The organism is Pseudomonas sp. 21615526, assembly GCF_013386245.1.
Lineage (GTDB): Bacteria > Pseudomonadota > Gammaproteobacteria > Pseudomonadales > Pseudomonadaceae > Aquipseudomonas.
Genome location: NZ_JACAOM010000018.1, coordinates 26,721 through 40,109, shown reverse-complemented (window position 1 = coordinate 40,109; position 13,389 = coordinate 26,721). Strand labels below are relative to the sequence as shown.

The window sequence follows — 13,389 nt, the reverse complement described above, 5'->3', positions numbered from 1 at the left end:
CAGTGAGCGAGTCCTTAAAGACCTACCCGGTGTAATCCATCATGAAACGCCATTTCGAAGATTTGCAGCTGGGCAGCATCGAGCTGTTCTGCCTGGCCGCCGAGGCCAGCAGCTTTACCGCCGCCGCCCAGGTGGCAGGCGTGACCCCGGCGGCGGTGAGCCGCAGCATCTCGCGGTTGGAAGAGCGCCTGGGCTCCCGGCTGTTTGTGCGCACCACCCGCAGCATCCGCCTGACCGATGGCGGCCGGACATTTTTCGAGCAATGCCGCCAGGCGCTGACGCAACTGGTGGAAGCCCAGCAGGAAATGATGGGCGCGCAATCGGTGCCGTCCGGGCTGTTGCGCATCAGCATCCCGACCACCTACGGCCATCACCGGATCCTGCCGCTGCTGCCGAAATTCCGTGCGCTGTACCCGCAAGTCAGCGTGGATATCCACATCAGCAACCGCAACATCGATTTCGTCGCCGAAGGCTATGACCTGGCCATTCGCGTGCGGGCCCAGCCGGACTCGACGCTGATTGCGCGGTTGCTGGAAGACGCCAGGCTGGTGGTGGTCGCGACGCCGGCGTACCTGAAGCGTGCCGGCACGCCCCAGGCCCTGGAGGATTTGCCGAACCACGAGTGCATCCAGTACGAATTGCCGAGCAACGGGCGGCGCATTTCCTGGCTGTTCCAGGTGGACGGCAAGGAGCGGGAGTTTGCCGGGGAAGCAGGCTACAGCTGCTCTGACGACGTGCTGGGTGGCGTAACCCTGGCCAAGCACGGCGCGGGGTTATTCCAGACCTACAAGTTCATCGTCGAGGAGGAATTGGCCAACGGCAGCCTGGTGGAGGTCTTGCAGCCTTACGGCGGGCGCTCACGGCCGTTTACCTTGCTGTATCCCCATGGCCGCTATGTGCCCCATCGGGTGCGGGCATTTGTGGATTTTCTGCTGGAGCATCGCGCCGAATGGGCGGCGCTGTAGCGGCGGATAAGTCCCAGGTCAGCATCAGTTGGCCGATGGCAGTATCGATGGCATCAGCGTCGACGCCATCCCGGGCGAGGATCGACACACCCTGCAGGAAACTGTCGTAGACCGTGGCCATGGCACGGGCGTTGGTCTCGGAGGGTAACTGGCCCGCCCGGATGCCGCGCTCGACACAATGCACGATGCCCGCCCGTGTGCGCTCTCGCGAATGGGTCAGCCCATGGGTGACTTGTGCGTTCTCGGGGGAGGGCGCGCTCATCACGCCCAGGGCTACCATGCAGCCTTTGGGATGCCCCTCTTCACACTGCATGCGTGCCGATTGGCGCAACGCCGTCTCGATGGCCTGGCGCGGTGGCAGGCTGTCATCCCACAGGCATTCGGTGACCTGGGCGAACGTCGCCAGATAACGCTGCACGCACTCCTGGAACAGCGCGTCCTTGGAGCCGAACGCCGCGTAGAAACTCGGCGCGGAGATGCCGCCGCCCAATCCGGCTTTCAACTGGCTCAGGGACGTCGCGTCGTAACCGTGCTGCCAGAACAGGTGCATGGCCTGTTCCACGGCCTGGTCGCGGTCGAAGGTGCGGGGGCGGCCCATCTGTGCCATGTGGAAATCCTCTCGGGTGATGAGATAAATACTAGTCGATACATAAGTCGTTGACAACGCTGCGTGGGGCGCCCAACATTTATATCGATCGGTATTTAAGTCCTCTCGCTCAAGGAGTTTCCCTGTGACCCCCTCAACCACCTTATCGGCAGACGCCGTTCCCGACCGCTTGCCCGTCGGCGCCTTGCTCGCCCTGGCCATGACCGGTTTCATCTGCATCGTCACCGAAACCCTGCCGGCGGGCCTGTTGCCGCTGATCAGCGATGGGCTGGGAGTTTCAGCGTCCATGGCCGGGCAGATGGTCACCGCGTATGCGCTGGGCTCGGTGCTGGCGGTGATCCCGCTGACCATCGCGACTCGCGGCTGGCGTAGACGCAATGTGCTGCTGCTGACCATCGTCGGTTTTCTGCTGTTCAATTCGATCACCGCGCTGTCGTCCCACTACGGGCTGACGCTGCTGGCGCGATTCCTTGCGGGGATGGCAGCGGGGCTGGCCTGGAGTTTGTTGGCCGGCTATGCGCGGCGCATGGTTGAGCCACATCAGCAGGGCAAGGCGTTGGCGCTGGCCATGGTAGGAACGCCGATTGCCCTGTCACTTGGCGTACCGCTGGGCACCTGGCTGGGTGGGCTGGTGGGCTGGCGCACCACGTTCGGGATCATGTCGGCACTGACCCTGGTGTTGATTGTCTGGGTACTGGTGAAAGTGCCGGATTACCCCGGCCAGTCGGCCCATCAGCGCATGCCGTTGCGCAAGGTGCTGACCATGCCGGGTGTGCGGCCAGTGCTGGCGGTGGTGATCTCATGGATGCTCGCCCATAACATTCTCTATACCTACATCGCGCCGTTCGTGGCTCCGGCGGGCTTGGTGGACCGTGTGGATCTGGTGTTGTTGGTGTTTGGTATAGCGGCGCTGCTCGGGATTTGGGTGACTGCCCGGTTGGTGGATGTGGCGTTGCGCAAGACGGTGCTGGTCAGCCTGGCGGGCTTTGCGGCGACGTGTTTGGCGTTCGGTTTTCTCGCGCAAGTGCCGGGCGTTATTTACCTTGGCGTGGCGGTCTGGGGCTTGAGTTTTGGTGGCGCTGCAACGCTGTTGCAAACCGCGTTGGCGGACGCAGCCGGGGATGGTGCGGACGTGGCGTTGTCGCTGAACGTGGTGGCATGGAACAGCGCGATTGCCGGGAGTGGTGTGGTGGGTGGCGTGTTGCTGGATACCTGGGGCGTGGCGTCTTTCCCATGGGCAATGTTGGTGTTGCTGGCGGTGGGCTTCGCGATTGTGTGGTGCGCGCGACTCCATGGCTTCAAGCCGGGGCACCGGGCCCACGGTAAACCTGTGGTTGGCGGGCACTGATATTTCCAAAGTCTTTGGAAAAACCGCTTCTAACATCAGACAAATCTTAAAATAACCTGCTGCTCGGCCGATATCCCGGGGCATAGGCTTTATCACCCCCGGGAGTATCGGCATGCGCATCAAGAGAATGTCTGCAATCCATGTTGGCCTGTTGTTCAGCCTGTCCGGTGCCTGCATGGCCGCGAGCCCGGTGGGGCAGGGAGTCATCTCGTTTCACGGCAGCATCGTCGAAGCGTCTTGCACACCGCTCGCCGTGGCCAACGGGATGAAACTCAACAATTGCCCTACGTCCGCACGCGGCAGCGCCATCAGCGTGCGCAGTGTGCAACCGGTGGGCTCGGTCACGGCCCTCGACCACAGCGCCGTGAACGTGAAGCTGGTCGCCGACAGTGGCCGGGGAGACCGCTATTACCAGCAGCAATATGCGTTGGTGGATGGCCAAGGGAGGCCTGTGACGTCGGGGCAGTATCTGATTACATTAACGTCACCTTGAGAGATGGCAGTGGATCAACCCGATGAACCTGACTGGACACAACCTCGCGCTCCTGACTTCCCTCAGCGTCTTGCTTGAGGAGAGGAACGTCACGCGGGCGGCGGCGAAGCTCAACCTGACGCAGTCGGCGTTATCCGCGCAGTTGTCGCGGTTGCGTGACCTGTTCGGCGACCCTTTATTGATGCCTGCTCAGTCCGGAAAAGGCATGGTGCTGACAGCACGTGCCGAACATTTGCGTCAGCCGTTGCGCCAGGCGTTGCAGGTACTGGGGACGGTGGTCGGTGACCTTCCATGCTTTGATCCTGCCAAGTCGGACCGGACCTTTGTGATTGGCGCGAACGATAACGCCGCTGCGATCGTCGCGCCCCGGCTGGTGCAGCTTGTGCAGGCTGCGAGTCCTGGGGGCATCCGGGTTTCGATACGTGCGATCGACCAGGTGTTGCTTGGCGATCAGTTGGAAAGCGGCGAGATTGACGTCGCGCTGGTATCACACAGCCGTATCGGGAACCTGTCGCACGAGTTGCTGCTGCAGGAAGAATTCAAGATGGCCCAGCGCGCCGATCACCCTCGCGGATCCGCGCCACCAACGCTGGAGGAATACCTGGGCCTGGAGCATGTGGTGGTGTCGGGTGCCGTGAACAGCTTTCACGGTTTTATTGATGATGTGCTCGCGCAGAAGGGGCGTGCGCGCCGTGTCGCGGTGTCGGTGCCTTACTACAGCATCGTTCCATTGCTGCTGCAGAACAGCGACTGTGTAAGTGTGCTTCCGTCCCGTTTCCTGAGCCGTTATGAGCGCTCGCTGGCGGCCCTTGCTCTGCCCCTCGAGGTGCGCGACTTCAGTTTGTTCTCTGCCTGGCATCCACGGTTCGACAAGGACCTGGCACATCTCTGGTTGCGCGAACAACTCAAGCTCTGCGTGCTTTCCTGACGACATCAGGCCCTGGCAGGTATCTACGCCACACATACCTGGCATGCGGAGTTTCGATTTCAACTATAAAAAACGCTTGAATAGGATGCCGCCGATTCCAACTGGAGAGCTGCACCATGACCAAGCTGACATTTACCCGCGTGTTGAATTACACGGCCCTTGCTGCTGCCCTGGCACTGGGAGCCATCGCGGCACCGGCGGTGGCAGTTGCCGCCGCGCCCCAAGTCAAAACCCAGGCCCCTGGTTACTATCGCACGATGCTTGGAGATTTCGAGGTCACCGCGCTGAGTGACGGCACCATCGATGCACCGTTCGACAAATTGCTGAATGAGCCGGCTGCCAAGACCACTACCGCACTGCGCAAGGCGTTCCTCGGGGTGCCCACCGAGACCTCGACGAACGCGTATCTCGTCAATACCGGCACTCGGCTCATCCTGATCGATACCGGCGCTGGTGCGCTCTTCGGGCCGACCCTGGGCAAGCTCGCGGCCAACCTGCAGGCAGCCGGCTACAAGCCGGAGCAGGTCGATGACATCCTTCTCACGCACATGCACCCGGACCACGTGGGTGGGCTGGTTGCCGAAGGGGTGATGGTGTTTCCGAACGCCACGGTACACGCCGACAAGCGTGACGCCGATTACTGGCTCTCGCCGGCGAGGCTGGAGCCTGCCTCGGCCGACGCCAACAGCTTCGTACCCGAGTTCGCGAAGGGTGCAATGGCTTCCTTGAACCCGTATATCGCGCTTGGAAAGTTCCAGCCTTTCCAGGGCAGCGGGGAGATCCTGCCGGGGTTCAAGGCGCTGTCCAGCTATGGCCATACCCTGGGGCACACCAGCTACCTGGTTGAGAGCAAAGGCCAGAAGATGATTGTCGCCGGTGATCTGATCCACGCCGGTGCCGTGCAGTTTGCCGACCCGTCGGTGACTATCGAGTTTGATACGGACAAGAAAGCCGCCACCACTGCCCGCGAGACCGTGTTCAGCCTGGCTGCGAAAGAGGGCGCGCTGGTCGGCGCGGCGCACCTCTCGTTTCCCGGCCTGGGGCATTTGCGTGGTCAGGGCGCCGCGTGGCAATGGGTGCCGCTGAATTACTCAACCGAACTGAAGTGACTCGCGATTAGTACGCTTCACGGGGAATCATGGAAATAAACTCCGACCTGAAGATACCTTCCATGACCTGCATGAAATCCGAGGCGAGCTTGGAGCGCTGCTGGTGACCCGGAAATACCATCGAAACCTCGAAGGGTATGTCCTGGTCCAGCGGTCTGAACGTAAGGCCCGGGTATTTCGAGTAGGAGGCGGTGAATGGATCACACACGGTGATGCCGAGCCCCCCGGACACCATTCCGCAGGCGGAGTGCGCGGCGGTGGTTTCAACGCTGGAGACGCCTGCAACACCCCGAGCCTCCATGGCTGATGTGATGCGTCGCTGCAAAGGATTGTTGGCGTTCAAGGTAATCAGGCGTCGCCCGTGCAAATCCTCCAGGGTCACCACGTCTTTGGTGGCCAACATATCGTTGGCCGGCATCACGCACACCGCGCTGATGGGTGGCAGGTTGATCACCTGGATCCCGGGATATTCCCCTGAAGGAATCTGCACAAAACCAATATCGATCTGGTTGGCAGACGTCAGTTCCAGGATGCCCACCGAGTTGCGCACATCCAACGAGGTTCTGACCTCGGGGTGCTTTCGCGCGAATCGGCATACCCCCTCAGCCACCACACTGAGCCCCAGCGTGCTCATTGAACTGATCCTCAATGTGCCGGTGCGCAGCGTCACAAGGTCCTCTGCAACCCGCTCGATGCGTTCTATGCCTTGATAAAACTTGTCCACCTCCGCGTACAACACCTGTGCTTCCGCCCCGGGAATGAGGCGATTGCCTTCACGGCGAAACAGTCGAAGGGAAAGGACCATTTCGAGGTCGCGGATGAGCCGGCTGATGGCCGGTTGACTGACCTGAAGTGCCTCGGCGGCGATAGTCATGCTTCCGGTGAGCATGACCGCCCTGAAAGCTTCCAATTGGCGAGGATTGAGTTTCATTGTGGCTCTCGATCGAATGTTGGAGGGCGCATTTTTGCGAGCGTATAACATTTTGTTATGTGCGTCCAACCTGTTACCGGTTTGCTATAAGCATGTAACGGCGCGATGATTTAGTTGCGTGGTTTTACCAAAGAAAAGCCGTTCCCGTTATTAATATCGGGTGCCGCTTAAGTAAAAATAAAAAAGAGGATAGCGCGTGCTGAATTATACCGTCCGCAGGTTGTTACTTCTGCTTCCGATGCTGCTGGGAGTCTCCATTGTGGTCTTCCTGGTCATGCACTTTATTCCGGGAGATCCTGCGCAGCTGGCAGCAGGTCCGGATGCAACAGCGGAAGATGTTGCGCAAATAAGGCAAAACTACGGATTGGATAAGCCGCTAATCAATCAATACCTTATTTATGTCAGGAAAGTTGTCGTGGGTGATTTTGGCGAGTCATTCCAGACATTCACGCCCGTGCTCGAAGGTATAGCCAGAACTCTTCCCGCCACGATTGAACTGACCGCTGCCGGAATGTTGCTTGCCGTCATCATTGGCGTTCCCCTCGGTATTGCGGCCGCTTTGAAGCCCAGAGGCTTCCTTGATAGTTCGCTGACCACCGTTGCAGTTCTGGGCATATCAATGCCTGGCTTCTTTCTGGGACTGATATTGATGCTGATCTTTTCAGCCAACCTCGGATGGTTGCCGCCGACCGGCAGAGGCGGGCTGCAACACCTGATATTACCGGCCTTGACACTTGGTTTGCCGTATGTTGCAACTTTTTCACGGCTGGCCCGATCCACCATGATGGATGTGCTGAGGGAAGATTATATTCGTACTGCCTATGCGAAAGGTGTACCGAGTTACAAGGTAGTACTCAAGCATGCACTTTCCAATGCGGCCATTCCATTGGTGACAGTATTCGGTATGGACTTCGGCCGGTTACTGGGTGGCGCGGTTATTGTCGAGACAGTATTTGCCTGGCCGGGAATGGGGCGGCTCTTGATTGATGCAATCATGGCTCGGGATATTTATGTCGTCCAAGGCACAGTTCTTGTGTTTGCCGCGGTGGTGGTAATTATCAACTTAATGGTGGATTTGGTTTATGGCGTCCTCGACCCTCGCGTCACTTACAACTGAGGCCGATATGAAACTTCCGAAAAAATATCGGTTGGGCTTTGTCAGTTTCCTTATTTCCAATAAGCGCTGGTTCGCGTTTGCTTCATTGATCGTGATCCTGGTGATGGTTGCTGCGGCGATAGCTGCCCCTTTGTTGTTTGATTGGGATTCGGTCACCAAGATCAACTTATCAACGTCCCTTGTCGAGCCCGGTGCAAGTTCCTGGCTCGGCACGGACCAATTGGGCCGTGACTTGTTGGGTCGAGTCGTGTGGGGGGCACGAATTACGCTCACCGTCGCAGTTTCAAGTGTCAGCATTGCGATGGTCATTGGCATCGCTTTAGGTGCGGCGTGTGGCTATTACAACGGCGCCATCGCCGGGGTGGTGATGCGGGTCATGGACTCGATGATTGCATTTCCCCGGACACTGGTTGCCATTCTGGTCATCACGGTGGCGGGCAACAGCATAGTAAGCCTGACACTGGCCATCGCCATTTCAACGATCCCGATTTACGTGCGTTTCTTTGCCGGGCCGGTCATGGCATTGAGAAACCGCGAGTTTGTATTGGCCTCCAAGTCGATTGGCGTCAGCGATCTGCGGCTGCTGCTGATACATATCCTGCCGAATATCGGTTCGCTGGTCATTATCCAGGCCACCGTCTCGCTGGCTGAAGCAATCCTCATTGGTTCCGGGCTCAGCTTTCTGGGGCTTGGCCCGCCGCCGCCCACCCCGGAGTGGGGCTCGATGATTGCCGAGTCGCGGCCGTTATTGACCACCCATCCCTACGTATTGATTGCGCCCGGATTTGCACTGGTTTTGACCATATTGAGTTTCAACATTGTGGGGGATGCGTTGCGAGACTATATCGACCCGAAATCACGTAACGCATAAATGAGTTCGGCGCGGTTAAACACGCCCTGTGTGTCCACCAGAATTATCAAGCGAGAAAGATTATGCGGCGTCTGAATTGCCTGGAAGTATTGATACGGAGTTTCGCTGTTGTCGGCATCCTTGGACTGTCGGCGGGCCTATCGTTTGTTGCCAACGCCAAAGACCTGAAGAAGCTGACATTCGTTCAAGGCGCTGATATCGATACCCTGGACCCAGCGATTTCGCGCAGTGTGCCTTCCTATAACGTGATTAATCACCTGTTTAATCGGTTGGTCGCATGGGACGGTCACGGGCATAACACGTTTGTAGCTGATTTGGCGCAGTCATGGTCAAGGTCCGAGGATGGACGGCAATGGATTTTTATCCTGAAACCGGGAATTACCTTTCATGACGGCACGGCGTTTGATGCTGCAGCGGTGAAGTTTAACCTGGACCGAATCATGAACCCCAAGCTCGGTTCTCCGCACCGGTCCTACTATGCGGATATAGCTTCGGTGGATGCGCTAGCGCCGAATGAGTTACGCATCACCACAAAAAATCCGTCACCCACAATGTTGGAGTTACTGGCAAAAGAATCTTCGTCAATCAGCAGTCCGGCCGCTGTCGTTAAATATGGACGGGCTTATGGGCACCATCCCGTCGGTACCGGGCCCTACGTATTTGATAGTTGGATACCCAACGACCAGGCCGTTATTCATAAGAACAACGCTTTTTATGGAACAACGGCAAAACCGGAAACCATCGTGTTCCGTCCGGTCAGGGAAGATTCTTCCCGAGTCATAGAGCTGCGAACGAACAATGCGGATATCGCGGCAAATTTATCGCCCGAGGCGGCTATTGAATTAAAGGAACTGAATAAATCCACCTTGCTGCGGGTACCCAGCACATTCCAGGTGTTCTTTGAAATGAACTTGACCAAACCGCCCTTTGATGACCCGCGCATACGGAGGGCGGTGAGTATGGCGATTGATCGCCAGGCATTGGTCGACAAAGTGTTGTTGGGATATGGAAAAGCACCCACTGGCCCATTTCCGGAGGGTACGCAAGCCCGACGTGAATTCCCTCCGGTGAAGTACGACCCTGATGCGGCAAGAAAAATAATTAACGAGGTATATCCAGGCGGTTATCCAGGCACCGTAGTTATATGGACCCCGGCGGGACGCTATACCAAAGATCGCCAGGTCGCGGAAGTTGTCCAAGGCTATCTTAACGCCGTGGGGCTGAAGACCGAGTTTAAGGTATGGGAATGGGCAACGTATCAAAAGAACTTGTATCGCCCCGAGCCGGGCAAGGGCACGGGCAAAGGTAGCAATGACGCAAACATGTGGTTACTGGGAACGGGCATATCTGACGCGGATATTCGTTTGCGTCGAAAGTTGTCCAGCGGCGACCCGCAGAATCTCACGGGTTACAGCAACCCTCAGGTAGACAAATTACTTCAGTTGGCCTCGCGTGAACTGGATGAAAAAACACGCATGTCCTATTACGGCCAGATTCAGCAGATTCTATGGGAACAAGACCCGGACAATCTGCCGCTGTTTGACCAGGAGCAAATAATTGGTGTGCGTAAAGCGTTGAATGGCCTGGATGTCGATTATGAAGGGACCATCGATTTGACGAATGTAGAACTTATTGAGCGGTGATTTAAATGTCGAATTTACATGCCAACGAAACACTGTTAACCGACGCTCGCCTGAGTGCTCCTCCCGCTGAACGCATGGTCAAGTACCATGATATTCCGGCACTTGAGACCGAGAAACGTCAGTTTCACGAGTTTGTCGAAGTGGACCTGGCGCACACCGTGATGCTGGTTGAACAGCAGATTCTTTCTGTGTCGGTCGGGCAAGCCATCCTCGCGGAGCTGCGGTTGATTCGGGACATGGTTCCCGCCGACTTCCCGTTTGATGTAAAGAAAGGCAGCTTCCTGCTTCAGGTTGAATCGTACCTTTTCTCCCGGATCGGCGAAGACTCGGCCGGGCAGATGCACACCGGCCGCAGCCGGATAGACCAAGGGGCAACGGTACGCCGCCTGTACGACCGCAAGCGCATCCTGGCGGTGCTGGACCGTATCAATGAGTTCCAGGTGGCGTTGATTCAGAAGGCCTCCACGCATTCGGGCACCATCATGCCCGGCTACACCCATATGCAGCATGCCCAGCCCTGGGTGTTCGGCCACTACCTTTTGAGTTTTACGTCGAGGCTGCACGACAGCTTCAGCCGCTTGATGCACGCTTACACCCGGGTCAATCGCAACCCCCTTGGTGCCGTCGGCCTGGCCGGCACGTCCTGGCCGCTGGACCGTGGGCGCACCACGCACCTGTTGGGGTTCGACAGCCTGGTAGAAAACTCCAAGCTGGGCCGCGAAGCATGGTACGCAGCAGAGACGATTGGCGCATTGTCCTTTGTCATGGCCGACCTGAACGACCTGGCAACCGACCTGCATATCTGGTCGAGCGTCGAATTTGGAACGGTGGAAAGCCACGACGGCTATTGCGGCACCAGCAGTATTTTCCCGCAGAAGAAAAACCCCAGCGGCTTGGAAACCATCAAGAAAGCTGCAGGTGGATCGGTGACCTGGCTCAGCACGGCCCTGGCCACTTTCCGGTCCGAAGGCACCGGCGACCAGGCGATGCGCGACCTGCCGTTGATCCATGATGCGCTGGCCACCACCGAAGGCATGCTGGACCTGTTTACCGGCATCATTGAAACCCTGGTGGTGCATGAGGACCGGATGACAGCCCTGCTCTCCGGGAGTTGGTGCACCGCCAGCAACCTCGCCGATGTGATCGTTCGGGACCGGGGCATCTCTTTCCGCCAGGTCCACCACATCGTGGCCCGCCTGGTGCGTAACTGCCTGTACGAGGGCGTGGCTCCTGCCGGGGTGACCGGCGCCGCACTGGATCAAGCCAGCGTGGAAACTGTCGGCTCAACCCTGGGCTACTCGGATGCCCAGGTCCGCGATGCTTTGAACCCGCGCCGTTTTGTCGAGACCCGCACTTCCGCGGGCGGCGTCGGCCCGGACGAGGTCCGGCGATTATTGTCGATCGCCCAGAACGAACTGGAGCAGGACCGTGAGTGGGTTGCGCAGAGCCGGCGCAAGGTCGATCAATCCCGTGCCGACCTTGACGCGGCCATCTCGGCGATCGTCGATTAAAGGAGCGCCCCATGAACGAGAATTTGGTAGCCCGGGTGAAAAACCTGAGTGTCGGCTTCGGCACCAGAGGGCGCGAGACGCCGGTGGTGCGCGATGTGTCCTTCGAGGTGATGCGCGGTCAGACGCTGGCGATCGTGGGTGAGTCCGGCTCCGGCAAATCCGTCACCTCAATGGCGATGATGGGCCTGATCAAGCGCGCCGGCGGACGGGTGCTTTCGGGCTCGATGGAGCTGCAAACCAGGAATAACCAGATTGTCGACCTGGTGGCGGCGCCCGAGTCTGTCATGCGCACACTGCGGGGCTCGTCCATGTCGATGATCTTTCAGGAGCCCATGACTTCGCTGAATCCGGTCTTCAAGATCAGCGCGCAACTCATCGAAGGCATCTTGCTGCATCAGCGGTGCAGCCGTGCGCAAGCCGAAGCCCAGGCATTACGCATGCTGGACCTGGTGCGTATTCCGGATGCGAAGCAGGTCATGAACCGGTTTCCCCATGAGCTTTCCGGCGGCATGCGCCAACGGATCATGATTGCGATGTCGCTGGTCTGCGAGCCCACACTGCTGATCGCCGACGAGCCGACCACAGCGTTGGATGTGACGGTGCAGGCGCAGATCCTGCGGATTATCAAGGAGCTGCAAGATAGCCTGGCCATGGGTGTGATCTTTATCACCCACGATATGGGCGTGGTGGCGGAAGTCGCAGACCATGTGATGGTGATGAAGAAAGGCGAGACCGTTGAGCAAGGTCCGGCAAGGGCAGTGCTGCAGGAGCCCAAGCAGCCCTACACCCGGGCATTGCTGGCGGCTGTTCCAAAAATCGGCTCAATGCGTGGCACTCAACTTCCCGCAAAATTTGCCTTGATCGATGATGACGTCGCAGCGGGTGCAGAACCTGCGCCTGGCGTGGCCCCGGACTACCAGAGTCCGCCGGTGCTCAGAGTCGAGTCGTTGTCCATTCGGTACGACCTCAAAGGTGGTCTCCTCGGGAAGGTCCGGCGCCGTGTGCATGCCGTCGAAGGCATCGACTTTGATATCTACTCAGGTGAAACGCTGGCCCTGGTGGGCGAGTCCGGGTGCGGGAAATCCACCAGCGCTCGTGCGATTGCCGGGCTGATGCCGATACAGGGCGGGAATATCGTTTTCGGTGGCAAGAACCTTACGACGTTGAACAAGAGCGATATGAACTCGCTGCGCCGCGATATCCAGATGGTCTTCCAGGATCCCTATGCATCCCTGAACCCGCGTCTCACGATCGAGAACAGCCTGCTGGAGCCGCTGCATGTTCATGGCATTGCACATGGCGCGCAAGCACGAAAGCAGGTGCGAATATTGCTGGAGAAGGTGGGGCTGTCGGCGGAGCATGCACAACGCTATCCGCACGAGTTCTCGGGTGGGCAGCGACAGCGGATCTGCATCGCGCGGGCGCTGACTCTGTCTCCGAAGCTGATCATCGCCGATGAAGCCGTCTCGGCGCTGGACGTGTCCATTCAAGCCCAGGTGATTAATCTCCTGCAGGACCTGCAGCGCGAGATGGGCATTTCATTCCTGTTTATTTCCCATGACCTGGCGGTGGTCGAGCGGGTCAGCCACCGGGTGGGGGTGATGTACCACGGACGCATCGTTGAGATCGGGCCACGCCAGTCAGTGTTCGAGCAGCCTCAGCACCCTTACACCCAAAGGTTGCTGAGCGCGGTGCCCTCGGCGGACCTGAACGTGCCCAGAAAGCCGTTCAGCCTGATGGAGGAGAGCGTGCCCAGCAGGATTTACGAGGTGGGCTACAAGGCTCCGCCGATCAGTTACCGCGAGGTCGCCGCGGGCCACTTCGTTGCAATTTGAGCGCCGGGTATCACAGGTCGACACACCGCCC

The 13,389-nt window shown here is 58.7% G+C and carries 12 protein-coding genes; 10 read left to right on the top strand and 2 right to left on the bottom strand.

The window, feature by feature from the left end; genetic code table 11:
- Positions 1-41 precede the first annotated feature (41 nt).
- Positions 42-965, top strand: a complete 924-nt coding sequence (locus HX786_RS07545; protein ID WP_087692928.1) for a LysR family transcriptional regulator — start codon at positions 42-44, stop codon at positions 963-965.
- Here the strand turns inward: HX786_RS07545 and HX786_RS07540 are convergent.
- On the bottom strand, positions 868-1,572 hold the full coding sequence (locus HX786_RS07540; RefSeq protein WP_177040510.1) for a TetR/AcrR family transcriptional regulator: 705 nt from the start codon (positions 1,570-1,572) through the stop codon (positions 868-870). The two genes, HX786_RS07545 and HX786_RS07540, sit on opposite strands and share 98 nt — an antisense overlap.
- A 124-nt stretch (positions 1,573-1,696) precedes the next feature.
- On the opposite strand from HX786_RS07540, the gene HX786_RS07535 reads away from it, so the two are divergent.
- From HX786_RS07535 to HX786_RS07520, 4 genes are all read left to right on the top strand, one after another.
- Complete coding sequence (locus tag HX786_RS07535; RefSeq protein ID WP_178911898.1) at positions 1,697-2,920, top strand: MFS transporter; 1,224 nt, start codon at positions 1,697-1,699, stop codon at positions 2,918-2,920.
- Between the two features lie 112 nt (positions 2,921-3,032).
- A complete protein-coding gene (locus tag HX786_RS07530) occupies positions 3,033-3,413 on the top strand; it encodes a type 1 fimbrial protein (protein ID WP_003207908.1) in 381 nt (126 codons plus the stop codon).
- 22 nt (positions 3,414-3,435) lie between these two features.
- Complete coding sequence (locus HX786_RS07525; protein WP_003207910.1) at positions 3,436-4,341, top strand: LysR family transcriptional regulator; 906 nt, start codon at positions 3,436-3,438, stop codon at positions 4,339-4,341.
- 116 nt (positions 4,342-4,457) lie between these two features.
- Positions 4,458-5,450: an MBL fold metallo-hydrolase gene (locus HX786_RS07520; protein WP_003207912.1), complete on the top strand. Its 993-nt coding sequence runs from the start codon at positions 4,458-4,460 to the stop codon at positions 5,448-5,450.
- A 7-nt stretch (positions 5,451-5,457) separates the two neighbouring features.
- On the opposite strand, the gene HX786_RS07515 is transcribed toward HX786_RS07520, so the two are convergent.
- Positions 5,458-6,381: a LysR substrate-binding domain-containing protein gene (locus tag HX786_RS07515; RefSeq protein ID WP_003207914.1), complete on the bottom strand. Its 924-nt coding sequence runs from the start codon at positions 6,379-6,381 to the stop codon at positions 5,458-5,460.
- 196 nt (positions 6,382-6,577) lie between these two features.
- On the opposite strand from HX786_RS07515, the gene HX786_RS07510 reads away from it, so the two are divergent.
- The 5 genes from HX786_RS07510 to HX786_RS07490 all read left to right on the top strand — a co-directional run bounded on the left by HX786_RS07510 (position 6,578) and on the right by HX786_RS07490 (position 13,358).
- Positions 6,578-7,498 (top strand): ABC transporter permease, encoded by a 921-nt coding sequence (locus tag HX786_RS07510; protein ID WP_003207915.1) that lies wholly within the window; start codon positions 6,578-6,580, stop codon positions 7,496-7,498.
- Between the two features lie 7 nt (positions 7,499-7,505).
- Positions 7,506-8,369: an ABC transporter permease gene (locus HX786_RS07505; RefSeq protein ID WP_008433279.1), complete on the top strand. Its 864-nt coding sequence runs from the start codon at positions 7,506-7,508 to the stop codon at positions 8,367-8,369.
- Positions 8,370-8,431: 62 nt separating this feature from the next.
- On the top strand, positions 8,432-10,012 hold the full coding sequence (locus HX786_RS07500) for an ABC transporter substrate-binding protein (protein WP_178911897.1): 1,581 nt from the start codon (positions 8,432-8,434) through the stop codon (positions 10,010-10,012).
- Positions 10,013-10,017: 5 nt separating this feature from the next.
- Complete coding sequence (gene argH / locus HX786_RS07495; protein ID WP_023659030.1) at positions 10,018-11,523, top strand: argininosuccinate lyase; 1,506 nt, start codon at positions 10,018-10,020, stop codon at positions 11,521-11,523.
- 11 nt (positions 11,524-11,534) lie between these two features.
- Complete coding sequence (locus HX786_RS07490) at positions 11,535-13,358, top strand: ABC transporter ATP-binding protein (protein WP_003207919.1); 1,824 nt, start codon at positions 11,535-11,537, stop codon at positions 13,356-13,358.
- The last annotated feature ends 31 nt before the right edge of the window (positions 13,359-13,389 follow it).

Coding starts and splice junctions, on each gene's coding strand:
- HX786_RS07490 (WP_003207919.1), top strand. CDS start 11,535: ATGAACGAGAATTTGGTAGCCCGGGTGAAAAACCTGAGTGTCGGCTTC.
- HX786_RS07500 (WP_178911897.1), top strand. CDS start 8,432: ATGCGGCGTCTGAATTGCCTGGAAGTATTGATACGGAGTTTCGCTGTT.
- HX786_RS07520 (WP_003207912.1), top strand. CDS start 4,458: ATGACCAAGCTGACATTTACCCGCGTGTTGAATTACACGGCCCTTGCT.
- HX786_RS07515 (WP_003207914.1), bottom strand. CDS start 6,381: ATGAAACTCAATCCTCGCCAATTGGAAGCTTTCAGGGCGGTCATGCTC.
- HX786_RS07530 (WP_003207908.1), top strand. CDS start 3,033: ATGCGCATCAAGAGAATGTCTGCAATCCATGTTGGCCTGTTGTTCAGC.
- HX786_RS07545 (WP_087692928.1), top strand. CDS start 42: ATGAAACGCCATTTCGAAGATTTGCAGCTGGGCAGCATCGAGCTGTTC.
- HX786_RS07505 (WP_008433279.1), top strand. CDS start 7,506: ATGAAACTTCCGAAAAAATATCGGTTGGGCTTTGTCAGTTTCCTTATT.
- HX786_RS07540 (WP_177040510.1), bottom strand. CDS start 1,572: ATGGCACAGATGGGCCGCCCCCGCACCTTCGACCGCGACCAGGCCGTG.
- HX786_RS07525 (WP_003207910.1), top strand. CDS start 3,436: ATGAACCTGACTGGACACAACCTCGCGCTCCTGACTTCCCTCAGCGTC.
- argH (WP_023659030.1), top strand. CDS start 10,018: ATGTCGAATTTACATGCCAACGAAACACTGTTAACCGACGCTCGCCTG.